Genomic DNA, 24,100 nt, shown 5'->3' on the forward strand with positions numbered 1-24,100 from the left:
GAACTAGCGTGATAAACGGTTGAAGAACACTAAGCTTCAGAAAACGGGAGCAAGCTTGGTACCAGCTTTCTCTCACGGCCTATTCCGACGCAGACGTTTCCATTTCCGAGTCCATCTTTTCTGGCTTTTTGAGCTTAATTTCTCTGTCAGCCGAGGCGATAGTTTCTTTACGGTGCGCAATGATCACACGGGTAATTTTCAACCGCGATACCGCTTCATTGATATCTTCTTCCAGCCCCGTATCAAGGTGGCTTGTTGCTTCATCCATAAACAGAATCTTAGGGTCTTTATACAGAGCACGCGCCAAGATGATCCGCTGCTTTTGACCGCCGGATAAGCTCGACCCCATATCACCAATCAGGCTGTCATAGCCCATTGGCATATCGCTAATATCATCATGGATAGCTGCTAATTGAGCACAATGCACCACTTTTTCCATATTGATTGGTGAATCAAAAAAGGCAATATTATCAGCCACAGTACCGGATAGGAGCTCATCGTCTTGCATCACCGCAGCTATCTGCTGACGATACTGTCTTGCACCAACTTGGCTAAGAGATATGCCATCCACCAAAACGTCACCACTGGATGGTTTATTTAGCCCCAGCATTAACTTAAGTAACGTCGACTTACCACAACCGGAAGGCCCTGTGATTGCTACTGACTCACCCGCATTGATTGTTAAGTTTAGTTTTTCAATAACATTTGGTGTTGCATCAGAATACGCAAAGGAAACATTCTTCACCTCTATTTTGCCTTCAATATTCAGTTTACGATATTGATCAGGTTGCAACTCTTCTTTGTCTGTTAAAGCAATATCGGCAATGCGGTCAAAATGTAAGCCCAGCATTTTAAACTCTATGAGTTTCTCGATTAGGTTAGCGGTTTTATCCATAAATTGACGCTTGTAAGACATAAAAGCAAACAGCATCCCTGTGCTAAATCCACCAGCAATAACGAGATGTGCAGCTAAATAAACGACGATGATATTCTCAACACCAAACAGTGCTCGGTTAATCGCGTCATAACCAATTTTAAAATTGCCCAAGCGGATATTGTGGTTAATCGCACTAGCGTAGCGATTTTGCCACTGCCCTTCTCGCTTAACCTCTGAACCAAACAATTTAATCGTCTGAATTCCGCGTACCGTTTCCATAAAGTTGGAGTTTTCTTCAGCGCGCGCCATAATTTCCTGCTCACTGATATTGCGAAATGGTTTATACATAGCAATTCGGATAATCGCGTAAGCAATAACGGCGATAACTACGACGGCAGATAGCATGGGGCTATAGAAGAAGATCATCGCTAGAGTGATTATCGCCATTAAACCGTCAATGATGGCTTCGATTACTCCTGTTGTAAGTAGCTGCTTTACTTGCTGAAGAGAGCCAAACCGTGAAACAACATCCCCCATATGGCGCTTTTCAAAATAGGTAATGGGTAGACGTACTAAATGGTGAAAGAGATTAGCTCCCAACTGAATATTCATTTGATTGCCAAAATGCAGTAACGTAAAGCCCCGCAGTGCATTGGTGGCTATCTCAAACAATAGTACTAAAAAGAATCCAACCGCAAGCACAGTAAGTAATGAGGTATCCCCGGTTAGTATGACATCGTCTATCACCAATTGGATATAATATGGTGCAGCAAGCGTAAACACTTGCAGCAAAATAGAAAGCATAAAAATAAGCAGTAACGAACGTTTTAAGCCAGTGATACGGCTCCAGAAGTCAGCAAATCTAAGACTCGCTTTTTGCTCTTTCTTTTCGAACTCCTTTGTCGGAGTCAGCTCCAGTGCCACTCCTGTAAAGTGTTTAGAAGCCTCTTCCATCGTATAGGTTTTTTCACCACTGGCTGGATCATGGATCACAATACGTTTTTCGTTGGCCTTTTTCAGTACCACAAAGTGATTCATGTTCCAATGTAAAATAGCCGGAGTTTGCAGTGCATCAAGATCTTCAAGTTCAATCCGAAGTGGTCTTGAGGTTAAATGAAGTTTTTCAGCAAAGTGCATAATATCGAGCAGCGTACAGCCCTCGATTGAAATACTAAAGCGCTGTCTCAGACGCGTTAAGTCAGTATGGTAACCGTGATATCCAGCAACCATAGCAAGGCTCGCAAGACCACACTCAGCAGCCTCCGATTGAATGATCACAGGTAAAGATTTCCGTGACCAAAACTCTAACTTGCTGGCCGCGCCTTCGTGTTCCATTTCCATATCAACCCTTTTTACTTCTTATAACTGACCTTTAATGCTAAATACTGGGTCAAATAACCAGCGCAACAAGGACCTTTCTTCGACCACAATATCGGCATCCAAAGTCATACCAGCCCGCAAAGCGGTGTCTTTACCATATGCTTTGACAGCTTGTTCGTCTAACTCAACCACGACTCGATAAGCGGGCTCTTGAATAATACCAGGCATATTGGTTTCTTCGGGCAAAATAACGCTGTTACTAAGCTCCACAATTTTCCCTTTGTAAATACCAAACTTTTCGTAGGGAAACGCATGATAGCGCAATTTAGTTTCCTGACCTTCTTTGATAAAACCAAAAGCTGAAGTTGGTATATAAACAATAGCTTGCATATCACTATGCTCTGGGATAAGGGTCAGTAAATGCTGCCCCATGGAAACATTTTTACCAAGCTTAGCAAGCAATCCTGTGACTATACCTGATTGGGTAGCACGGACTTCACCAAGTCGTTCCTGCTCAATGGACGAGATTTGGATCAGTAGATCGGCTTGTTGTGATTGCAGCTGAGAAATTCGGTTTTGGTGTTCAATTGGCAATTTAGCTAATTGATTTTTGATGTTTTTAAGCTGCGATTCTAGCGCTATACGCTCTGAGCGAATTGAAGAAGCTTGCTGCTTTAGTGAAAGCAAAGTGTCTTTTTGGCGCTGTAATTCAAGTTCAGAAATATACCCAGTGCCTTTTAAGGTTGCAATTTGTGATACCAAATCTTGATTGAGTAGCAGCCGCTCTTGGAACGTGGCCGCTTGGCTCTCAAGCTCTTTTAGCTTTTCTCTTGCGGTGGTTTCTTGTTGCTGCAGCTCTTCTATATCAAGTTGGTACTGTCCACGCAGTTGCTCTATCTGCTGTAGTAAGTTCTTTTGTTGAAAGCGATATTGATTCAATAATGCTTGATTTAACTCAGTGGCTTCGGTGCTATGTTTTGCGGATGCAATACGCAGTAAAGGTTGTCCTGCAGCGACCTGCTCCCCTTCTTTGACCAACACTTCGGACACCACACCTTGTTGCATTGCAGCAACGCGCAGTAGCCCACCACTGGGTTCAATAACGCCAGATACTCTTTCCTTTCTGGTATAGCTACCACTTGATAGAAACACGATGCTTAAAATCACAACCGTTAAAATGAGTAACCCCAGTGTTTTAAATACAGGTGGTTGGATTAAGCTAATTGTGCCCTCTAAGCGATGCTGCTTATGCTCAAACACCTCACGGCGAAATAAATTTTCCATAGCACTTATTGGGTAATATTATTGTTAATATTTTTTTATTGAAAATACAATGTACCACGGGCGGTAACAGAAAGGAATGAAATAGAGCTGTGTAGTTAAGCTACACCAGTCTTCACACAAGTTCAAAAAACAAGCTATTGACATTAAAAAACATTTGTATAAACATACTCTCACAACAAAAAAAGGAAATTTACAAATGAAGCTAAAACTAAATAAAAAGGCTATGAAGTCACTTAACGTAAACGAAAAAGCCATCCCTTTAAAAATGACACCACAAGTAAATGGTGCTGGTGGACACTTATATACACATCTACGAGAAACAGACTATGGTGACTCAGCTAAATGTGGTTATATCTGCGTGATTCAGCTCAATCCTTATGGCTAATCTATTTATAAAGCCCTTAGAGAAGTAGTCTTACAGCAACTACTTCTCTTTATGAACTAATTATTTTTTAATTGGGCGTTGCCAGCCATCTAAGTTGCGCTGCTTTCCACGCGCTACTGCTAGCTGCTCATCTTTTACAGTTGACGTAATAACAGAGCCCGCACCAATCGTTGCCGTGCTACCGATCTCAACAGGTGCAACTAGTGATGAATTTGAGCCGATAAAAGCATTGTCTCCAATGATGGTTTTTGACTTATTAACGCCGTCGTAATTACAAGTAATGGTACCAGCACCAATATTCACTTTTTCACCTATTTCGGCATCACCGAGGTAAGTTAAGTGATTAGCTTTTGATCCTTTACCTAGGCGCGACTTCTTCATCTCTACAAAGTTACCAATATGAGAGTCTTCTTCCATTATCGCCCCAGGACGCAGGCGAGCAAATGGACCTAAAGTGCATTTATCAGCGACCAGTGCATCTTCGATAAGGGTATTGGCTTTAATTACAACACCATTACCGATTTTACAGTTTTTAAGTACGCAGTTTGGGCCAATGACGACATCATCGCCAATTTCAACATGACCTTCAAATATCACGTTAACATCAATCTGAACATCTTCGCCGGTCGTTACTTGACCACGGACATCAATACGAGCAGGATCCGCTAGACTTGCACCGTTAACCATCAAAGCTTCTGCTTGCCAAGCCTGATAGGCACGCTCTAAAGCAGCAAGCTGCACACGGTTGTTCGCACCTTCAACTTCCATTTCGTCATCAGGCTGTGCAGAAGTAATCTCTATCCCTTCACTGTGCGCCATAGCAACGATGTCAGTGAGATAGTATTCACCTTGTGCATTATTATTAGATAACTGTCCAAGCCATTTCTTTAGTAGCCCACCATTTGCCGCCATTATGCCTGTATTGATTTCGGTAATAGCAAGTTGCTCAGCAGACGCGTCTTTTTGCTCCACAATACCAACTAATTTGCCGTTTTCACGTAACATACGGCCGTAGCCCGTTGGATTTGCTAAATCAACAGTGAGTACAGCAAGGCCATTATCTGGCGTCACATTTAGTAAACGCTGTAACGTGCTCTTTTTTGTCAGTGGAACATCACCATAGAGGATTAAAACTTTATCTTCATCTCCAATATGCTCTTTCGCAACCGCAACCGCGTGACCAGTACCTAATTGCTCAGCTTGATGAACCCAATTTACTTCGTTATGTGCCAAAGCAGTTTTTAATTGCTGCGCACCATGTCCGAATACTAAATTGGTCGATTGCGCCCCAAGAGACACCGCATTATCGATGACATGCTGCACCATTGGCTTTCCTGCAATAGGGTGAAGTACTTTTGGCAGTTTTGAGCGCATGCGGGTACCTTTACCCGCAGCCAGAATAATTGTATTTAATGGCATGAACACAGGATCCTTTTTCTTGTGTCAGTTAAACAGGTGTACTTTTCTATACTTACGCCTTTAACGCCATCACTTCTATGTGCATCGCGATACCTAAAATTAGCAGGCAGATAAGTACTTACTCAGTACAAATTTTGCAATATTGTAGCGGGGATTGTTCAGAAACGTAAGAGAGTATCCGGCTGAAAAAGAAACTATTGATAATGAGAGTGTTTATCCGCACACAGCTTTTTATCCGGTATCGAGAGCGTTCCTTTCAATGGGCAGCGAACAGCTCATCAACCTACACCAGCCACATATAGATGAATCTCAAACACTGTGCGCCAATTATAGTGATCCCATGATATGCATGACAACTAAGCTGACGGAAACACTGAAGATAATGAAAGAGCTCAAAAATAGCTATACAACGGTTTCGTAGGTAGAGTTACCAAAAGCATAGAGCTAATACATTGCCGGATAAGATAAACTTCACAACTCAACGGCAATTTTAGTTTTTGTAAATCTCAGGTTCGTTAAAAACAATTAACTCACTCATCTTCGGATGAAAAAACAAATATCGAGAATAGAATACCAAAACTGCCAAAAATTGAGACATAAAAGTCAAAGTCTCTTTCAAAGAAAAGAGTAAAAAGTAAGTAGAAAACATTAAAAGAGACCACAGAAAATAGAATCTTTAACAAATAACTCGAGTTCAATATCTAACCCCTCGTGTTATAAAGACAGCAAAACTATCGCTGCCCTTGTTGTTATCATTAGCTATTACATACAGGTTACTTGCTCAACTTCACCATCACCAGAGTTTGTATAAGCTGTATAACACTCCTGATCACCGCCATAGCCATCATCATGAGCATCTCCTAGGGATTTGTCGTCAGATGATTGCTGGTCTTGGTCACGGTCTCAATCACCAGAATTTCCACTTGTAGAATGACTTGGGTTTTTATTTTGCTGCGCCATAACAATAATTCATTGATTTATATAAACTTTACCATTTTTAGTCACGCTAACTACGGTTTCATTTAAAAATCCAAAAAATAATAGTTTTAAAGACCGCTTACTTAAAAAGTATAAAAAAGAGCCAAAGCGTACACTCTGGCTCTTTTTTAATTACATATCTTTAAAGAAATCAGGTGGAATGATACCGCCACCTTCAACACAACCAGCAGGCTGCGTCTCTTTCTTCAGATCTTTAATAGGTAAACCACCGTTTACTTTCTTTTGCTGCGCTTTATTTAATGAAAATGGATGCATAGTTTTCTCCTTATTACATCTACAAGTAAGTTTTGATACGAGAGGGCCGCCACCCGATTTATACCAAAACAGTTAAAATTATTTATTTTTACTTTCTGTCATCGCATCTATCAGCCATTTTGTGATTGGCACTTCAGTGCGCTCTTCTACACCGAGAAACATCGGTGAGGGATTAGCTTCAAGGAAATAGTACTCACCAGTCGCCGTTCGTCTCCAGTCAATCGCGGTCCAGTTAAGTTGCAACGCTTTCGTTACGGCGATCGCTTGGCTCTTTATACTTAAAGGCGTATTGACCAATCGCATACTTGCAAGATCATCTTCTCTAAAATCAACACTGTTGCTGTCAATTGCAACTGAAGCAACTCTGCCATCAACCACAAATGTACGTACATTTGTGCCTTCAATATACTCTTGCACAGTGATAGGTGACTTTTGCAGAGCAACGAGAGCATGCTCTGGGTCAATATGCTGAGCAGTTAGCCATTCCGTATATGCACCGCCATAAACTGGTTTGAATATCGCTTTATCAAAAGCCTTATATGCCGCTTGGATCGCTTGAAGCTCATTACCAATATAAGTACTAGGCACCAGGCAGCCGAGCTCTTTTACTCTGGCCAACTGCCTCGGTTTCTCCAAATGATATTGATATGCCGCCCAGCTATTAAACCAGCGAGTACTATTGTTTAACTGCATCCAAGTGCGGATAGTAGCCATGCTGTCCTGTGCTGCTAAGCTATCCAAACTGCCCACATTCTCACGTGTCGATTCATCACTCACCCCAGAAAAATTTCGCCAGTACACAGCCTCAATATCATCAAGAGAAATCTGTGTTCCACAGGCAAGGCTTATCGAATGTTTATTATCTACGAAATCAAAACTCAACTGACACTTTGACGGAAAATCATGTGATTGAAAATGGTATACCTCATCTCGACAGCGCTTTAACTGTTGAAACATATGCTGGGTATGACCATCTTCAACTTGTCCCATAACAATAATTGCCATTTTTACTCTAAGCCTCGCAATACTGACCTGCGTTACCGCAGAATTTATTCTTCAAATTCAAAGTATTCACTATTAGAATTCGGGCCTTTAATTTGAAGCAATTGCACTTCACCCTGATAGTCAATTAATAATTGCTGATAGGCTTGAATAATTTGTGACTTATTCACACGCTTCAGATAATGTATCAGCTCATCTCGAGAACTAAAATCGAGCCTACCACTCAACCAATCTTCGAAGTAACGCTGAGATTCAATAAATACATTTTCAGGCTGCTTTTCTAAACTGACAAGCAATCCATCTTTAACAACCTCAAACTCCTTCTCATCCATTTTTTCAAGTCCTTGATAAAATGACATAATGAAATTATCAAACTCGGACTTAATCTTTGGTAACGAGGTATTTGCACTTTCAATAAATAAACTGAAAGCAGGATAATCATGTACCTTAAACGCTTTACTCCCTACCGCATAAGCCATTTGCTTTTCAGTTCTCAAAGTATTGAATATTGAGCTATTAAAAAACTGGTTCAACACCATAAGCGCAGCATACGTGGGCGCGGATTTTTCGGCGTAAATATAACTCTCTCTATAATAAACGTTATCCAGTGAAGAGCGCTGTTTATCATTCGTCATATAACCTTTTTGAGGAGCATATTTGGTCGTAATCTGTGACTTTTGGGTCTGGGATGTTGGACCAAAAGTTTCTCTTACTTTATACGCAAGACTTTGCACATCAGCTTGGTCATAACCACCAAATGCAAATATATCGATGTAAGTGTTACTTACTAACTTATTGTGAAAACTAGCTAATTCCTTGGTATTAACTTGCTTAAGTTGTGCGATAACCTGCTCTGTTGTCCACAACATCGCTTCAGTCTTAACTTGTCGACCAAAATGCAGTTCCGACTGGTACGCAAGCGGCAATTTATCTAGATTTTCTAAAGATTCTAAATACAACTTTTTCGCAGCTTCAAGTCTAGATTCCGAAATTTCCATGCCGGTAATTTCTTTAAAAAGCTGCTCAGCATAATAATCTTGCTTTCCTGTTTTCCCTGAGAGAGTGATCGCTAAATTTCCTTGCGCATTCTGCATCGCCATCAGGTTTATCTGATGCCTTTGTTGAGCACGAGTCCCCAACCTTTGCAGCTCTCTTATCATCATCACATTTAACAAGTTCAGCATTGTGTGATTTTTCACATCTTGATTAAGTACTGCACTTTCAATGGATATACCTAAAACGCCCTGACGCTGTGTAAAATGTTCACTATTTTTCAACCAAGCACTAATACCCTTTGATGCAACAACTTGGCTAGGTAGCTCGTTACTTTGCTTAACAAGCTGTGTAGCAACCTCTTCTTCTACAGAAGGCGAATGCAACTTAAAGTTCAACCCTGAATCTGCATAACTTTTTTTCGCCGAATCGGACAAAGGAGCAACATGGTAGCTACCTTGTGCATATTGCAAAGAAGTGCCCGTTTTTTCATCGTTGCTAATGTGCCATATTCTGGCTTTCTCTAAGGTGAGATTAGATAAACTTTCGCGAATGACTGCTGAATTAAAACCTTTAAAATAAGTATCAAAATGAAGGATATCGCGAGCAGGTACAGTTTGCATCATACGACTAAACTGCATTGCCAAATGAAGCGCGGGAGGCTTTTGGTAGCTCTCAAATTGACCACTAAGCATTTGTTTTAGCTCAGCGGCATATCCTTCAGTTATCCCAGTTTCCTTAATGAGTTCAACGTAATCAAAAAATGCTGCGACTATTTTTTCCTGATGCATCTTGCCTTTTTCAGTCAACATAAATTGTACCAGCGCAGTACCCTCAAGGCCGTAGCTATTGGGTATCAACATAGGTAGCATCATTTCAATTAACCCTTGCTCAGTCAGCGTAGCAGCCAAGGACCCCGGTTCTTGAGAAGCCAATAACATTTGAATGTACGCATTTGGCTTAAATTGCCAATTAGCAAAGTTTGAAGACAATGGAAACTGTAATAGTAATAGATCGGTAGCAACTTTGGTTTGGAGCTTGATTTCTTGGCCTAGTGTAGCTTCTGTAAATACCGGTGTTGAAATAATTGGGGGTTCAACCTGTAAGTTTTTTATTTTTGCAAAGTGCTTTTTTGCTAACGATTTTAATTCGCCAGTCGACTCCCCTCCCACTAGCGTCACTGTCATTAAGTTTGCAGAGTAATACTGCTTGTAAAAGTTAGCCATCGCTGCATAGAGGTCATTCTTATTTGATTTACTCTTTAATGAAGCTTTATTGCCTGCACCGAACTTTCTAATTGGATGCTCTGGATTAACGGTTACGGCGGCCGTACGGTTAATCACGAAGCTATCTTGTTGCCTCAATCGTTGCCACTCTTGATCTACTGCATTGATTTCATTATCAATATTTTCTTTATCAAAAAGAGGATTAACGATTGCATCACTAAGCATCGTCAATGCAGTATCAAATTTATCTTGCGGTAAACTAAAGAAGTAACTCGTCATTTGCAATTCAGTGGCGGCATTATATTGTCCGCCATGCTTGCTAATAAAATCCTTCAATGCATTTGGCTTAGGGTAAGCCTTAGATCCCTGAAAGATCATATGTTCCAGAAAGTGCGCCAGCCCTTGATAAGATTCAGGGTCATGATATTGGCCAACACCAACCGTCAGACTTACAGCAGCTTCTGAAATACTGGGGTCTGAGACAACCACAACTCGTAGGCCATTTTCCAATACGAGCTCATCATAACTTCTGTCATCTTGCACACTTTTGATAAATTGAGACTGTGCAATATCAGATGGTACAGCAGAAGTCAGTTGCGTTATCGTAGTATTTTTTTGTGCTGTAGCATTAAGAGAAAGTAATGCCAAAGCGACTAAAGACAATCTGTTGTTAAACATAACTCACATACCTCTAAAATTTATCGGTGTTATAATTACTTAGGCTGGCACAGCGCTAGACATCAGTGCTTCTCGTTGGGTTTTATCGAACCAAGGAGATTCCTCTTTAGGTACAATACCTGAGTCAACGTATTGCTTCATAACAAGGCCCCTTTCAGTAAACAAACGCCTGACCAAATTGGGGTCCGCTTCAAGCCAATTTTCAGGAAATTGCGCCTGTGCTAAGCTGAATACAGAAGTATCCTGTGGATCCAAAGGCTTGAAATCTTCAACAACTAAATCAAATACCCCATGATCAAATGGGTCTCCAGACGCTTTTTCTCGAATGAAAAACCTTTCTTGTTTACCTCTTACTGCCATCTTTACAGCTCGGTGGTGGCAATATGGGTTATTTCCACGCTTGCCAAAGAATACATGAGAGGTCCAGTTACAACCGCCACGACAAACCTTTGCAAATTCGCAGGTTGCACACTCTCCCCAAAGGTGTTTGGTCGCATCTTCAGGTTTATTAATATCGTTGAATCTAAGCTCATCAGTATTTTCATAGATATCGCGTAGTGAACGCTCTCTAATGTTACCGCCAGTGTATGCATTTGTTGGTAATGAAGGACAGCCCTTAATGCTCCCATCAGCTTCTATACCGAGTGTATTCTGGCCGGCTCCACAACCTCTATAAAAAGCCCATTCAGAATGAGTGGATTTATTATCTCGAAGCTGACGTTCATAAGGTCCAAAATAACCAATGTTATTGCCTGCTTGCACAGCTAAGCCATCACGCCTACCTCTAACAGATAGAAAGTTAATTAGAGGGAAAACGTCAAGTAATTCATTCGGCTGTAATAGCATTTCATCATTATCTGCAGCATTACCCATAGGTACTGTTAGCTGCAATTGCCATGCTCTAGCCCCCACATCTACAAGTTTCTGGTAAAGCAAAGGCAGTTGCTTTGCCGAATAACGATTTATCTGAGTATTACAACCAACATTAATTCCTACGTTGGTCAATCGTTCAATTGTCAGGAAGCATTGCTTCCAAGCTCCAACTTTTCCTCGGAGCAAATCATGTTCTTTTTCTAATCCATCAATAGAAACAGAAACTGTTGAAATACCAGCCTGCTTCATACGTTTAGCTGTTCCTTCAGAAATACCAAAGCCGCCAGTTGTCATTGATGCTTTCATACCCAAGCGGGTAATTTCAGCAGCTATCATCAACCAGTCTGGGCGCATAAAGGCTTCACCACCAATCAGTGAAACTTCCTTAATGCCTAGGTCAGCCATTTGATGGACCAAATCTAATGCTTCTGTTGTGGAGAGTTCATTTACTCTGCTGTCTCCTGCTCGCGAGCCACAATGACTACACGCTAAATTACATTTCAACGTAATTTCCCATACTGCATAAGTTTGGCGTGCTTCTTTTTTTATTTTTATTCCTGCACTATCCATATTGACTGACATATTTTTAACCCCTAGTAGCTCAAGTCTTATTGGTGGCGCATAACGCGCCACCAACACAATCACGATCTATTCGAAACGTTCTTAGAACTTTTCAAATGGAGGATCGATGATTACGCCGTATAACGGCTGAGGGCAAACCCACCAGTCACAAGGTGGTAATTTGTCATCACCAGGGAATTTGATAGGTGATAGACCACCTTCTACTTTTACAAGTAGTTCTTTTGCTTCGGTAACATCTTGCATATTTTGATGTAAGTCTTTCATTTTATTATCCTAATTTATTTTTAAAAAATAACATGTAGTTTGATTACCAAGTTTGAAGCTTCAAATGGAAGGCATCGCTAGATCTTCCAACCAACACAGAACCACTGTCCTTTTGTGGCGCTGAGATTGATACTATCTCGCTTTTTTTGGTAATCGATTTTCAGACAAAGTGGAGAAGTAGAGTTGAGTACAGCCACCTGCCAGACCGACTTAAAGTTGCAAAGTGTGAAAGGTAAATAACACATCTCTTCAATTCGGTATGGCTCAATATTGTTGCTAAAAAAGTTTTAAATCAAACAAAGGAAAAAAACAACTTAACTATAATTATCATAATCTTAAGCACCAACATTATGGCCAAATAAGAGTATATTATTGGTTTGATATTGATATTCAGCTAATGTAAAAATCAAACTAAACACTTTGACAGATGAGAGACAGTTGATGAGCCCCCATTAATCATTCAGTGTCTATAACATGAGCGTACGGCCTAGAGAGATAAAATGATGATGGCCATTCAAAAGTATGACCTACTAAGATCAACAGTCGTGTGATGCGAAAGGAGTTTGGAAAAGTTTATGAATAATCTCGTAAGAGTGATGCTTACTATGTTTGGTACACTTCAATCCCAAGGCGAAACTCCGAGATCTAATCGGTGTTTTTTAATCACTTGAAGAAATGCTGCCAATTGCGATTCTGCTAGTCTCCAACATATACCCTTACTTAGATATTTATCCCTGCGTTGGTCTTTGTCCTGGCAATGTAAGCCAAATAAAGATGGCTCATGTTCATCTTGAAACACCAATAAGCTATCAAGGCTTTCAAAATCGATCGTTTTGTCTCGCAAAAACAGATAAGAAATCACAATCGTGCAATTCTTGACATCTAAAACCAACTTATTTTGAATCGTAACCAACAAGTAAAATCCAGCCGAGACCATAAAAGTGACACAGTATAAGCTAAACCAAAAAAGTATTTTAGGGTTACTGAGAAGTTCAGACTTAAACGCCGACGCTGCGCTCTGCGGTGAGTATACCCCCTCCGACATCCAAGCTGATATGCCGAAAAAAACGGCTAATGCAAATAATAGACGAGATACTTTAATTGAAAAGTAAAATTGCGTAGTGTTTACTTCATCTACCAGTGTAGACTCCCCTCGGGGAGAGGTTTGTATGTGATCGTCCACGATTGATGTTCCCTTTACTGCTATTTTTAAGTTGATATTACTGCAAACTATGGAAAATATGCAGCCACAAAATAACTAGCATTCCATGGCTGCTTGCCGATTACTGCTTACTCTTAATTAGTCCTATCGGACCGCTATGAGTTGTCGCTGTAAATTGTAAGCTTGGAGTTTCTAAATGGATTACCAACCCTAAACTAGCGGCAGAGATAGATTCATCCGAATTGACTCGACCATCCGCGTTAAGATCTTGCCAAACCATTAGACGGTCAAAATTGCTATCTAATGCGTCTATCTTCAAGTCGCGATTGCTATCTAATAGCAATAAAGTATCCAACTGAGTATCTGCATGACCAAAATGCACTTCATTAACACTGTCGAGCTCGCCGCTTCCGTTAAAGTCTATGAATAACATTCCGTCACTTTGACCTAAGGAAATCTCTCTGTCTGCTTGCGCGGACTGCCAGCGAACACCATTGTTATCTAGATCAAGCATAACAATGTACGTGTTATCAAGCAGATCGATGCTTCTCAGATGCTCTCGACATAACATATCGGGTCTAGTTACCCGCTGATAACCGCAGCGCATGTCATTGAGTATTTCATTTCCTTTATTCACGACTTTTTGATAGTAGCTAGCAGCAGTCATCGCATCCTTGACATACGTATCGTAAACAAAATTTTCAACAGCTGTTTCAACACTGTTACCAGCCGCGTAGCTGAACCCAACAGAGACTGCAGCCTTGCCAACAGCAACTACAGGGTTTTTACCTAACATTCGACCAACAGCATCGATCGTTTTACCAGTTTTAACGGCAACCACAAATGCAAGTGCCTCAGCTAACGCTTCTTGACCCTCACCATTCCAAGCGTGACTAAAGCCTTGTACGCCACTGTTGAGCCTATCGGCGAGTTTACCTAAGTTTTGAAGCATTCCATTGACTTGTTTATAGGCTGAACTATTTGGGTCTAGGCCATTTAATATTTGCTTTAGCTTCAACTGGAATTGCGCGACAACGTTAGTAATATCGCCTGCATCTTCTTTAAATTGTTTAGCTTCTTTCTCTTTTTGACTATTTTGATTACTTGATGATGAGCCGCCTCCTCCGCCTCCGCCGTCAGAAAAACCTGAACCACCACCATAACCCCAGCTAATGAAGCCACCAAATCCGCCACCAGAATTACCTCCACCACAAGCTAGTGTGTAGCTTTCACATGAATAAACCACTGTGATTCGTTCTATTTCTGATAACTGGTAACCAGAACTGGCATAGTCACTATCGAAGTCTGCGGTATAACTAGGTTGAGTTTTATCGCACTCACCGATATAGCTCCACGCTTCATAATCACCATCGGAGAATAAAGGGTTTTGATTTTTTGACCAATAGCTCGCTTCATAAACAAAGCGGCCAAAAGCAACACGCTCCCCTTGTGTATACGCGCGATTACTATACCAAGAAGCAGGACAGTGATTTACACCTTGCTCCGGTAACTCAATCTCGCCATTTAATACTTGGTTTGCTTTATAAAAGTCGACTAATCCAAAACCAAATTTACCATCTCTGCCCTGTTGTCCCAGGTCTTCGGCACTGCCAAATAACGCTTGAATTAGCGTTTCTCTATCCACATTAGGGTTAGCTGATTTGAGCTTGGCTATACCAGCACTTACAATGGCTGCTGCTTGTGATGTGCCGGATAAAACAGCATACTCAGACTGATTTACATCAACCTGTAAATCGAATGTCTCTGAACTTCCGTGTGTTAACGTCAAGTTTGGAATAAGTAGAGTCGGGAAGCTTGTACTAAAATCGATCTTGCTAATGGTAGTATCTGCAATACCAACATCATAAGTAAATACTATCCCACTACCGTTAGCATCAGCGCATGTGTCTGTAGCATCTTTTAACCACTGCTTGCTTTCAGGGGATAGAGCATATTGTGTATCATGCTCATCCAATAGCGTTTTAGGCAGCGCTACCAAGCAATTTTCCACTAAGCTCAATTCATTTGGAAAGTCCTGAGTACCATTATCAATCTGAACAAAGTGCAGTTTATTTCCTACCTTATTGCTCACCGCAGTCACTCGATTACGATTCGTCATTGTCGAACGAATATTCACACCGGGCGCAACTAGATCAATACTGGCATTCTCAGCGGAAAAATATGCAAGATCCGTATTTTCATCGATCGCGCCAACGGCGATCACATTTCGATAAGCCGCTGGAAACGCTAGGTAGTCACCTTTATCTGATTGAGGTATCCCGTGATTTCCCGCAGCAGCAACAAAAATAATGTCTCTGTCATAGGCAAGTCTATCGATCACATCTCGAGTAGCAGATGAAAAGTATGGACTACTAAGCGACATATTAATCACTTGAGCACCTGAATTTGCACATTGCTCTATGGCACTAATTAGGTCTGAATCGCGGATAATAGAATTCTCACCATTAGCCGACCGTAGTAATTTTCGTACTTCAACGGATATTTCACCGTTCGCAAAAACAGGATCGGTAAGTAGTCCAGCGAGGTGAGTTCCGTGCCCAATCGCATCTTGATACCAGAAGCCTGCATACTCACTACTCAGCCCTGAAAATAACTGTGAGCTCAATTGGGAATGATTAAGTTGAACACCTGAATCGATCAGACACACTTTCGTTGTACCAACGGTCTGAACCTCCAGTTTAGAAAGCTTTGTTAACTGTTGCCAGTTAAGCTGATTTTGCGATTTATCACCCGCATTATGAGAAAGTAATTGAGGGAAATGATACCTATGATTTCCCTCAATCCGCAGTAAACCACCTTGATTAAGTGATTCTACAAGTAGAGAGTCAAGTTCATTCTGGGTAACGGTGAGAGAAGCATAAGTACGGATACCATCTGAAGATAACAGCGTTGACCGCGCAACAAATGCTGAGGGTAAATTTCCCTGAGTGTAGCTCACAACAATAGGTGTTGTATTCTCATCGGCTCCAGATGCATATATGTGCCCTACGGGCAAAAGTGCCAATAATAAACTTTGTGCAAGTTTACTAAATTTCATCTTCTATTCCTTTTTTTATTATCTTTTTCAAAGTATTGAAGGGTTTATTCTATTTCCTATTCCACCATATGAAGTATTCAGCTAATAATTGAGAGACGCTTATTGAACAGTCGCTTGTTAAGTAGTCGCTGTGATTAAGAGTGCACGATTTGTCCAGAGCACTATCAACTAGTTAAGAAAGCCTAATGCTATTGCTGATGAAAATTTGTGACCCTAGTAAACAGTTGGGGTATGAGGTAACAAAGAGGCAAAAGAAATCTCTTCCGCCCCTTAAGCATTGCTTATTTCAAAGAGTACTTAGCTAAATCATATGGTGGGATCCAGATACCGTAAGACATTTGAAACGGAGGCTTTACTGGGTCAATAGGGTCTGGAATAACACGAGGAAAATCCCAAGGAACAGGTGTTAAGCCATTATCATGCAGTGTGCCACCTTCGACTAACTCAAGTAACTCGGCTGCATTATTCAGCTCTTGCATATCGTAGTTTTTATTTCTCATTTTATTTTCCTTATTACATTTATTGATAGAGCTTGTACTCTCGAGAGTATACTTTGCGGTAAACCGCTAAGTTTTGGTGCCTCTATCATTTACACCTAGAAGTCTGCCGCCACAGACTTTTATTCACTCACACAGCTTTAGCTAAACCTAACGCTCTGTATTGATGAATTGCATTTAATTTCTCGCTATTTAATCGCTCTCTCAGATTAGAGTCTGTCGCCAACCAAGAAGGAGGAAAATTTATACCCTGAATAGTGAAGCGATTTACGTTGTCATTAGATGTCGCGGAGATTGATTCTTCATAGATTTCAAATACACCGTGATCAAACGGGATACCTGAAGCCGCAACGCGCTGCTGAAAGCGCTCACGTAAACCGCTGGCGGCTAAAGTTAATGCTCGATGATGGCAATAAGGATTATTTCCTCGCTTTCCAAAAAATACATGAGCAGTCCAATTGCAACCAGCTCGGCACAGTTTCGCGTATTTACATCCCTTACAATTACCCCACAAATGTGCAATCGACGCATCGTCCATTTCTTGACTATTAAAATTCAGTTCTGGTGCATTTTCATAAATATCCTTCAATGTACGTTCCCTGATGTTACCCCCTGTATATTCTTCGCTCGGCAATGATGGACATCCCTTGATCTTACCATCAGCTTCAATGCCGATAGCTCCTTGTCCCGCAACGCAACCGGTATAAAACGAGTACTTACTCTCTTGCATAAAAGTCCCTCTAAGCAAACGTTCATAAGGACCAAAATAACCAACATTATTACCAGGTTGAATTATGAGATCGTCTTTTCTGCCACGAACTGACAGCAACCCCAATAATGGATACAGATCGAGTAATTCATAAGGCTGCATCAACATCTCATTATTATCAGCCGCATTCCCCATTGGCACGGCCAATTGGATTCGCCAGTTTTTGACGCCGACATCAATTAATTTTTCGTACAATAAAGGAAGGTCCTTTGCGCTTTTTCTTGTTACTGTAGTATTTACTCCAGTATGTACTCCCAAATCTTTAAATTGAGATAATGTGGTGAAGCATTGGCTCCACGAATCAGACTTGCCACGAATACTGTTATGCTCATCTTCAAGACCATCAATAGAAACTGAGACTGCTTCAATGCCCGCTTGAGCCATGCGCTTTGCGGTTCCTCTGGAAATGCCGTAACCTCCAGTCGTCATGGTGACTCTCATACCTTTATTTTTTATTTCTGACGCAATCATCAACCAATCAGGACGTAGATAAGCTTCGCCACCTATTAAGGTCACTTCCTTTACGCCTAGATCAGCCATCTGTTTGATTAAATCAAACGCTTCCGTAGTCGACAGCTCATCAGCTCGTTTATCACCCGCACGAGAACCACAATGACTACAGGCTAAGTTACACTTTAAGGTAATTTCCCACACAGCATAGGTGCTCCGATCATACTCTCGAACCTTCACACCAGCGTTTTCTAATGTATTTGTCATGCCTTATGCCCCATTTCAAACACGCCAAATGTCATAGCGTCTCAAACTTAGGTCCAATCATGTCAGTCAAAAATTTGTAAGGCAAATTACAATAAATAAATTTATTGTTTAAAAACAAAAAGATAAAAATAGCTTCTCAAAAAATAAGAGTTTGATAAAAATTAGCGGGATTTTTAGCTCTGTTTTCATTAAGTAATAATGAAGCAGGTTAACGCTTGAGAGATTAAGCACTCGAATTCAGATGATGGTATACGACCTCTGATGAAGCGGTTAAAAAGCAAACTGCTTACAGGTAATCCCACGGTGGGATCACATCATCTTTCAACAATGCATTGAGTAAAAGCGATTTGTCAGAAAGCAAGCAACAAAATAATGGGTGCAGCCGTGAATAAGTGCATATTACTTATGCATTAAGCGCTGATAAATTACTAAAGAAACCAAACAGAAATGGCCAGAGCTTGCTGACTTAGTTGCAATTGATGGGCAAACAACAAGAATTGATACACACTTTTATCTATCCCCGTCCCTGAAGATGCGCAAATAATGCAACAAGAAGAAATTCTCCACCATTGGTACATAGAAAGTCAGCAACATTAGGTGCTAGGCTTGACGACGAATTCAGAGAGAAACTCTTCTAGAGTTAGTTTTGTTAAAAAATATGCTCTCACCTCAAGTAATCAATGCTAGAGAAGCGTTCTAACAATGTATCAACTTGCATAAATAGTCTGTCTACCTCAAGAACATCCTAAAAATCAAAACCTTACATGAAGACAGGTTCTTAATCTTGTCCAGTGTCTAAATAAAACTCTTTGCTTATGCGCCATTCCTCTTTTTTGTTTATTCTAATGAAACGACACAGATTGCTAAACAACATCTTACTAGATGCTTATAGAATATTACTTTTTGATATTTTTTCCTCTAAACCAATGAATTTATTACTTTCATTTAATTTCTTAAAATTTGATTTTTTATTGTTTTTATAATTTTCAGAGGCGAGCTGAACTCCCTCTAGAACAAGTCATCTTCTTTGGCGGAAGTGATGACTAATTATAATATCAATAAAAGGTAATGAAATGGAAAACATGATTGAGCTAAATGCAGCAGAAATGGCAGAGGTAAATGGTGGGGTAGCGTTTATAATTCCTCCAATGGTTGGTTTTGCTTTTAAAGTAACTGGAATTAGTCTGGGTACTATCGGCGGCTCTCTTGCGGTTTACTCTGCATATCGTACAATTTTCTATTAATTAAGGAATTAAAAATGCAAGAATTAAGCATTCAAAGCATTCAAAGTATTCAAAGTATTCAAAGTATTCAAGAAGTGAATGGTGGCTCGAGCTACCGTTATGCAAGAGCGTTCGGAAGAATCGCAGGTAGAAATCTAGCCAGAGGTATACTGATTGGTGGTCATGTTGGTCTTGTTTTGGGCCTTGGTATGATTGCATATGATCTGTATCATATGGAATAACCTTTGATGAGGCTGAATTCAGCCTCATTTTTCTAGATAACGTAGTAGAGAGAATAGAATGAATAACATCCTAGAAAAGCCATATAAATTTTCATTATCTATATTATTACTTATATTAATCCCTTTTTTATTTCATCTTAAATTAGATGCTGCCAGCATCCTAGCATTACTTAGCTTCATATCAAGCTTTCTCATTATAAATTCAATATTTATGAACCGCATTGTGCATTTTAAGATCGCAGAATGGATAATTTACATCATGGTCTCGTTATTTTATTTGCCTATGATGGATAAGTTTCCTGCATTTTTTATTTTTTGCATGGTTGTTTCTATCTATATCCTAAAAGTAGCTATATCAAAAATAAATGACGAAGAAGGGTGAACCTCTAACTTTATAATGATCAATTCCAACTACGCACTTTCCATTTATAATTTTCAAACTTGTTGGACTGATAATGTACCCATACGACCTCACAGCGAGATTATGAAAGTTTTATTATGTTCATCCTTAAACCAATTGAATTACTTGAAGATCTAAACGATCTTACTACCCTCAAATTGCAGATTTTTTGAATCACACAACCAAAACATCGCAATTTAAGTGTAAAAATGACACCAGAATCAACTAGGCACACACCACAAAAACACCCGTTTTAATTCAAGCTTCTTGATATCGTTTCATCGCATCATGAGCTGGCAAAACTCATTGATTAGCAGCGCTTAGAGAGCGGATTTAAACAGCGCTATGGCGATAAAGGCGCTGACGCCAAGCCTGTCCCCCTTCTAGCGGGCCTCGAATACCTGAAACAAATTCACAAATTGTCTGACGAAAACACGGTGGTCATGTGGTGCGAAAACCCGTATTGGCAATATTTTTGTGGCATGCAATTTTTCACTCATGAGCGCCTTGCTGCCCAAGTTCAATGACACACTTTCGCAAGCGAATTGGCGAAGATGGGGTTGAATTGAGCTTTCGTTAACTGTTGATACTGGTCTTAAAAGTAATACCATCAAGCCTGTAAGCTTACGAAAGGTGGTTGTAGACAGCACCGTCATGGAGAAAAATATAGCCCACCCAACGGACAGTAAACTACTAGAAAAATGCCGTGATAAACTGGTTGGTTTCGCTAAGCAAGCCGGTATTCGGCTTAGGCAAAGTTATGAACGAATTGGCCCTAGGACCGCGCAAAAAGTAGCGGGCTATGCCCATGCTAAGCAATTTAAACGCATGATGAAAAAACAGAAAAACTATCTCATACGGGTGATGAAAGACATCTTGAGGAAAATCACCGGGCAGCCAAGTCAGGAGTTTATCCATACTCTACAACAGGCCGATCGGCTGTTAAAGCAAGAAAAACGAGTAAAAACAAACTCTATAGCCTACATGGGCCGGGTGTTGAATGTGTCGCCAAGAAAAATTAATGAGGAGTTGAAGCGATCTAAGTAGATGTATGAAAATATTATGCCTGCTAAGATAAATAGCCAGCTAGAGCGATATCATAGTTCCAAAGAGGTAATCGTTATTTTTTACAATTATTGAATAAAAAAACCTCCACCCACAACCAATATAAAAAGTTCAACTAAAACTAATAGTCACAAAAAACCCTTTTTCAACTAAGGCATTATCCAACTCACTATTTTTAACTTCACTTTTAATACCAAAAAAGTAATCAACATAAATATCTGCAACCGCACCTTTAAATTCTATATTAACTTTTCTATCAGAAACATCTAAAGATTTTATTTCTCTACACTTAAACTTCCTAACAAAAGGAAATGTATAACAATATAGCTCCTTATTTTTTACTTTCATAGGGACTCTCCCCCTATAAAATACAAACAAGAATATAAAAATGAAAAGAAACAATTGAACAGAGTAATTGATGATACTACTATCCGAAACTGAAAGCCTCAAAATTGGTATTAAGAAAATTGTTAATGTTATTAATAAATTACACAAGAAAAAGCTCAAATTTCTACCCCTACATAAATTTATAAACGTTGGGGCTTATTAAGCCCCAACACTCAGCTTTTTAGTAGCAAGCATAAGCACCGACGATCATGCCAAATGAACCGCCTAGCGTGCTACCACCAACAACACCTGGACCAGCTCCAAAACCAAAACCGCCAAAGAATCCAGCAGCACCACCAACAGCACCACCAAGAAGCGCGCCACCAGTAGCAAATCTACCCATGCAGTCGCCGCCTGAAACTTCTTTACACTCGTTAAGTTTAATTTCTAACATTATCATTTTCCCTATTATTTAAGACAAACAGCAGTGCCAAAAGTTACACCGATATTGAATCCCCACATAGCTCCGCCGGCCATACCAACTGGGCCTGAGATACCACCGCCAATAAAGCCACCAAGAGTACCTAAGGCACCAAAGCCAGTAACACATGCAGCCTCAGCAAACCCAGCACCTTTAACTTCAATGATCTGATTTTTATTAATTTCTTTCATCTTTCTTCTCGCATTAATTAAAACTTAAATTTCCAGCTACCAATTCCGCCAAAGCAGGTAGCCCTTAAAAAGGAGAGAATTAAATATTCAACTCAAATCGAACTTTAGACATAAAAAATAAACAAGTCAAATTATAAAAATATAATTTAACCTTTAAAAACATAAACATAGGTTAAAACTGTAAATTGGTAACATTTAAATAATAAAAAATCAGTAATAAGATACCAGCCGTACTATAAAGGGTTAGAAAAATCTCCTAAGAACTCTTTGAAACTCTAGATATTCAACTTTTGGAATTTTTCACGATGACCTTTATTACAGTGACACACTGTCGGAATATTAAAAATTCATAGACAAAGTGTCTGATATAGAAATTTGAGGTAAACGAAAATAAGGTGACATAAATATGGTGAGTTGTATCTTATATCTATTAAAATTTAAGATAGAGTCATACATCGGGCAGCCAATGAGGTTTAAGTCATTTTAAAGTAAAACCTGAGTTGCAAACAGGATCGAGGAACCTCCGAAACAGCTAAGGAATTGTAGGAATAATAAGATATTTAATATCAGTTACTGAAAACTCGTGGGGAAATATTAAGGTAAAAGTAAATAGGTGAGCGCTTAGTTATGACTGGGAGTTCTAAAATTTCCCAACGATCTACGATGGCATTCAATGTATAGAACGCTTGCTCAGGTGCTATTTATTTTTTCATTGTATGAGTGAAAATTTACGGTCCAACAGAAAAGCCAATTATTAACCAATACAACTTCAACACTGAATAAGAAAGCTAAGAACATAAATAGCTAAATAATCAATAAATTTTTTAAAGCCACGGCTAGAAAAATTAAAAAATTGTCACGTCCATAAAACATGGACATGACAAATAAAAAGATATTTTTATAGCAATGGATCTGAACCATCGTTTTCACGAACTAGAACAGGAGTCGGATTTTTTGAATAGTCGATGAAAGCATCGATCGCTTTCCCACCTAAGTATCCAACTACAAAATTCCAGTAACCACCATTAACTTCCTGAATTTGTTTTTTATTAATTTCTTTCATTTTCATCTCACTTTTAAATTTTAAATTATTTCGCCACCATGAAACCTAAGTAGCATTTCGATATAAGAGCAAATCAAAAAATTACCCTGCAACAAAATTTAATTTAAAATAAAACGACAGTCAAACATAGGGTTGAAAAATAAAACCTTATAAAACAACAAGAAGTAGAAATATAATAAATACATAACCTTTAACACCTCTACTTAACAAATAAAACCATTAAAAAACACAAAAAAGCATAAGAACCGTAATTTTATTATTGTAAACATTAAGAAAAAATAAAAAGACAACAAAGACATTGGAAATCTAATAGCAAAATAAAATCACAACCATTAAAAGCTTAACAACTTATAAAACAGTCAACCCAATTTTTTTTCATTAAACAAAAACTTCAAAACAAAAAAAGAAACAGCATAACAAAACGAATAAAGAGAAACATCTAAAAACAACAACCAGAAATTAAAATCATCACTAAAAAAAGAAACCTCCCAATTAAAATATGACACAACTAAAACATACATAATCGCTGATACCACTATCAACATTTCAAACTCCAAAAGTTCATCAATAGTAAATAAAACCCCATAAAAGGGGTTTTTAGTTTCATCTTAAAAATAAGTCGTGATATCGATAGGCCCTAAGCATGGGTCTGAAGGATAAAACGGCCCTTGATACCTTGGCGCTGTTGTAGGCAGGGAAGTACTGCCGCCATAAATTTTTTCTAATTGATATGTTAATTCAATCATTT

Annotated in this window: 21 protein-coding genes; 4 read left to right on the top strand and 17 right to left on the bottom strand. The window is 39.5% G+C overall.

Annotated elements, in window-relative coordinates; translation table 11 throughout:
• Nucleotides 1-79: 79 nt before the first annotated feature.
• Nucleotides 80-2,218: a peptidase domain-containing ABC transporter gene (locus GSF13_RS24240; RefSeq protein WP_211867363.1), complete on the bottom strand. Its 2,139-nt coding sequence runs from the start codon at nt 2,216-2,218 to the stop codon at nt 80-82.
• An 18-nt stretch (nt 2,219-2,236) separates the two neighbouring features.
• The gene (locus tag GSF13_RS24245; RefSeq protein WP_010607022.1) at nt 2,237-3,481 is read right to left on the bottom strand and encodes an HlyD family efflux transporter periplasmic adaptor subunit; all 1,245 of its coding nucleotides are present in this window, start codon (nt 3,479-3,481) and stop codon (nt 2,237-2,239) included.
• Nucleotides 3,482-3,677: 196 nt separating this feature from the next.
• On the opposite strand from GSF13_RS24245, the gene GSF13_RS24250 reads away from it, so the two are divergent.
• Nucleotides 3,678-3,866 carry a hypothetical protein gene (locus GSF13_RS24250; protein WP_010607023.1) on the top strand — a complete coding sequence of 63 codons (189 nt, stop codon included), beginning with the start codon at nt 3,678-3,680 and terminating at the stop codon, nt 3,864-3,866.
• A gap of 60 nt (nt 3,867-3,926) precedes the next feature.
• Here the strand turns inward: GSF13_RS24250 and glmU are convergent, their stop codons facing one another.
• The 10 genes from glmU to GSF13_RS24300 all read right to left on the bottom strand — a co-directional run bounded on the left by glmU (nt 3,927) and on the right by GSF13_RS24300 (nt 18,360).
• Entirely contained in the window at nt 3,927-5,285 is a 1,359-nt protein-coding gene (gene glmU / locus GSF13_RS24255) for a bifunctional UDP-N-acetylglucosamine diphosphorylase/glucosamine-1-phosphate N-acetyltransferase GlmU (RefSeq protein ID WP_010607024.1), read from the bottom strand.
• 1,110 nt (nt 5,286-6,395) lie between these two features.
• Nucleotides 6,396-6,539, bottom strand: a complete 144-nt coding sequence (locus tag GSF13_RS24260; RefSeq protein ID WP_157757260.1) for a hypothetical protein — start codon at nt 6,537-6,539, stop codon at nt 6,396-6,398.
• 78 nt (nt 6,540-6,617) lie between these two features.
• The gene (locus GSF13_RS24265; protein WP_206473567.1) at nt 6,618-7,544 is read right to left on the bottom strand and encodes an MvdC/MvdD family ATP grasp protein; all 927 of its coding nucleotides are present in this window, start codon (nt 7,542-7,544) and stop codon (nt 6,618-6,620) included.
• 44 nt (nt 7,545-7,588) lie between these two features.
• The gene (locus GSF13_RS24270; protein ID WP_211867365.1) at nt 7,589-10,438 is read right to left on the bottom strand and encodes an insulinase family protein; all 2,850 of its coding nucleotides are present in this window, start codon (nt 10,436-10,438) and stop codon (nt 7,589-7,591) included.
• 39 nt (nt 10,439-10,477) lie between these two features.
• Nucleotides 10,478-11,893 (bottom strand): radical SAM protein, encoded by a 1,416-nt coding sequence (locus GSF13_RS24275; protein ID WP_100215558.1) that lies wholly within the window; start codon nt 11,891-11,893, stop codon nt 10,478-10,480.
• Nucleotides 11,894-11,974: 81 nt separating this feature from the next.
• The gene (locus GSF13_RS24280; protein ID WP_010607028.1) at nt 11,975-12,157 is read right to left on the bottom strand and encodes a hypothetical protein; all 183 of its coding nucleotides are present in this window, start codon (nt 12,155-12,157) and stop codon (nt 11,975-11,977) included.
• A gap of 619 nt (nt 12,158-12,776) precedes the next feature.
• Nucleotides 12,777-13,340, bottom strand: coding sequence for a hypothetical protein (locus GSF13_RS24285; RefSeq protein WP_211867368.1), 564 nt, complete (start codon nt 13,338-13,340; stop codon nt 12,777-12,779).
• 100 nt (nt 13,341-13,440) lie between these two features.
• Nucleotides 13,441-16,377 (bottom strand): S8 family serine peptidase, encoded by a 2,937-nt coding sequence (locus GSF13_RS24290; protein WP_211867370.1) that lies wholly within the window; start codon nt 16,375-16,377, stop codon nt 13,441-13,443.
• Nucleotides 16,378-16,658: 281 nt separating this feature from the next.
• Nucleotides 16,659-16,877 carry a hypothetical protein gene (locus GSF13_RS24295; protein WP_010607031.1) on the bottom strand — a complete coding sequence of 73 codons (219 nt, stop codon included), beginning with the start codon at nt 16,875-16,877 and terminating at the stop codon, nt 16,659-16,661.
• Nucleotides 16,878-17,004: 127 nt separating this feature from the next.
• Nucleotides 17,005-18,360 (bottom strand): radical SAM protein, encoded by a 1,356-nt coding sequence (locus tag GSF13_RS24300; protein WP_010607032.1) that lies wholly within the window; start codon nt 18,358-18,360, stop codon nt 17,005-17,007.
• A gap of 1,073 nt (nt 18,361-19,433) precedes the next feature.
• Between GSF13_RS24300 and GSF13_RS24305 the strand changes: the two genes are divergently transcribed.
• The 3 genes from GSF13_RS24305 to GSF13_RS24320 all read left to right on the top strand — a co-directional run bounded on the left by GSF13_RS24305 (nt 19,434) and on the right by GSF13_RS24320 (nt 21,272).
• Nucleotides 19,434-19,604 (top strand): hypothetical protein, encoded by a 171-nt coding sequence (locus tag GSF13_RS24305; RefSeq protein ID WP_206473570.1) that lies wholly within the window; start codon nt 19,434-19,436, stop codon nt 19,602-19,604.
• Between the two features lie 14 nt (nt 19,605-19,618).
• Entirely contained in the window at nt 19,619-19,825 is a 207-nt protein-coding gene (locus GSF13_RS24310; protein WP_211867372.1) for a hypothetical protein, read from the top strand.
• Between the two features lie 1,054 nt (nt 19,826-20,879).
• Nucleotides 20,880-21,272: a hypothetical protein gene (locus tag GSF13_RS24320; RefSeq protein ID WP_206473574.1), complete on the top strand. Its 393-nt coding sequence runs from the start codon at nt 20,880-20,882 to the stop codon at nt 21,270-21,272.
• 129 nt (nt 21,273-21,401) lie between these two features.
• Here GSF13_RS24320 and GSF13_RS24325 read toward each other — a convergent pair whose 3' ends face one another.
• The 5 genes from GSF13_RS24325 to GSF13_RS24345 form a co-directional block, all read right to left on the bottom strand.
• Nucleotides 21,402-21,638 carry a hypothetical protein gene (locus GSF13_RS24325; RefSeq protein WP_211867374.1) on the bottom strand — a complete coding sequence of 79 codons (237 nt, stop codon included), beginning with the start codon at nt 21,636-21,638 and terminating at the stop codon, nt 21,402-21,404.
• Nucleotides 21,639-21,858: 220 nt separating this feature from the next.
• Nucleotides 21,859-22,071 (bottom strand): hypothetical protein, encoded by a 213-nt coding sequence (locus GSF13_RS24330; RefSeq protein ID WP_088532201.1) that lies wholly within the window; start codon nt 22,069-22,071, stop codon nt 21,859-21,861.
• A gap of 14 nt (nt 22,072-22,085) precedes the next feature.
• Nucleotides 22,086-22,289, bottom strand: coding sequence for a bacteriocin-like peptide (locus GSF13_RS24335; protein WP_088532202.1), 204 nt, complete (start codon nt 22,287-22,289; stop codon nt 22,086-22,088).
• A gap of 898 nt (nt 22,290-23,187) precedes the next feature.
• Nucleotides 23,188-23,352, bottom strand: coding sequence for a hypothetical protein (locus GSF13_RS24340; RefSeq protein ID WP_206473578.1), 165 nt, complete (start codon nt 23,350-23,352; stop codon nt 23,188-23,190).
• A 608-nt stretch (nt 23,353-23,960) separates the two neighbouring features.
• On the bottom strand, nt 23,961-24,098 hold the full coding sequence (locus GSF13_RS24345; RefSeq protein ID WP_157782772.1) for a hypothetical protein: 138 nt from the start codon (nt 24,096-24,098) through the stop codon (nt 23,961-23,963).
• Between the last annotated feature and the right edge of the window lie 2 nt (nt 24,099-24,100).

The organism is Pseudoalteromonas sp. M8 (assembly GCF_018141365.1).
GTDB lineage: Bacteria > Pseudomonadota > Gammaproteobacteria > Enterobacterales > Alteromonadaceae > Pseudoalteromonas.

Bases quoted from the DNA above. Each gene is read 5' to 3' on its own strand.
- GSF13_RS24290 (WP_211867370.1), bottom strand. From the start codon at position 16,377: ATGAAATTTAGTAAACTTGCACAAAGTTTATTATTGGCACTTTTGCCC.
- GSF13_RS24245 (WP_010607022.1), bottom strand. From the start codon at position 3,481: ATGGAAAATTTATTTCGCCGTGAGGTGTTTGAGCATAAGCAGCATCGC.
- GSF13_RS24320 (WP_206473574.1), top strand. From the start codon at position 20,880: ATGGAGAAAAATATAGCCCACCCAACGGACAGTAAACTACTAGAAAAA.
- GSF13_RS24260 (WP_157757260.1), bottom strand. From the start codon at position 6,539: ATGCATCCATTTTCATTAAATAAAGCGCAGCAAAAGAAAGTAAACGGT.
- GSF13_RS24280 (WP_010607028.1), bottom strand. From the start codon at position 12,157: ATGAAAGACTTACATCAAAATATGCAAGATGTTACCGAAGCAAAAGAA.
- GSF13_RS24345 (WP_157782772.1), bottom strand. From the start codon at position 24,098: ATGATTGAATTAACATATCAATTAGAAAAAATTTATGGCGGCAGTACT.
- glmU (WP_010607024.1), bottom strand. From the start codon at position 5,285: ATGCCATTAAATACAATTATTCTGGCTGCGGGTAAAGGTACCCGCATG.
- GSF13_RS24240 (WP_211867363.1), bottom strand. From the start codon at position 2,218: ATGGAAATGGAACACGAAGGCGCGGCCAGCAAGTTAGAGTTTTGGTCA.
- GSF13_RS24295 (WP_010607031.1), bottom strand. From the start codon at position 16,877: ATGAGAAATAAAAACTACGATATGCAAGAGCTGAATAATGCAGCCGAG.
- GSF13_RS24300 (WP_010607032.1), bottom strand. From the start codon at position 18,360: ATGACAAATACATTAGAAAACGCTGGTGTGAAGGTTCGAGAGTATGAT.
- GSF13_RS24335 (WP_088532202.1), bottom strand. From the start codon at position 22,289: ATGAAAGAAATTAATAAAAATCAGATCATTGAAGTTAAAGGTGCTGGG.
- GSF13_RS24340 (WP_206473578.1), bottom strand. From the start codon at position 23,352: ATGAAAGAAATTAATAAAAAACAAATTCAGGAAGTTAATGGTGGTTAC.
- GSF13_RS24310 (WP_211867372.1), top strand. From the start codon at position 19,619: ATGCAAGAATTAAGCATTCAAAGCATTCAAAGTATTCAAAGTATTCAA.
- GSF13_RS24265 (WP_206473567.1), bottom strand. From the start codon at position 7,544: ATGGCAATTATTGTTATGGGACAAGTTGAAGATGGTCATACCCAGCAT.
- GSF13_RS24275 (WP_100215558.1), bottom strand. From the start codon at position 11,893: ATGTCAGTCAATATGGATAGTGCAGGAATAAAAATAAAAAAAGAAGCA.
- GSF13_RS24305 (WP_206473570.1), top strand. From the start codon at position 19,434: ATGGAAAACATGATTGAGCTAAATGCAGCAGAAATGGCAGAGGTAAAT.
- GSF13_RS24270 (WP_211867365.1), bottom strand. From the start codon at position 10,438: ATGTTTAACAACAGATTGTCTTTAGTCGCTTTGGCATTACTTTCTCTT.
- GSF13_RS24325 (WP_211867374.1), bottom strand. From the start codon at position 21,638: ATGAAAGTAAAAAATAAGGAGCTATATTGTTATACATTTCCTTTTGTT.
- GSF13_RS24250 (WP_010607023.1), top strand. From the start codon at position 3,678: ATGAAGCTAAAACTAAATAAAAAGGCTATGAAGTCACTTAACGTAAAC.
- GSF13_RS24330 (WP_088532201.1), bottom strand. From the start codon at position 22,071: ATGTTAGAAATTAAACTTAACGAGTGTAAAGAAGTTTCAGGCGGCGAC.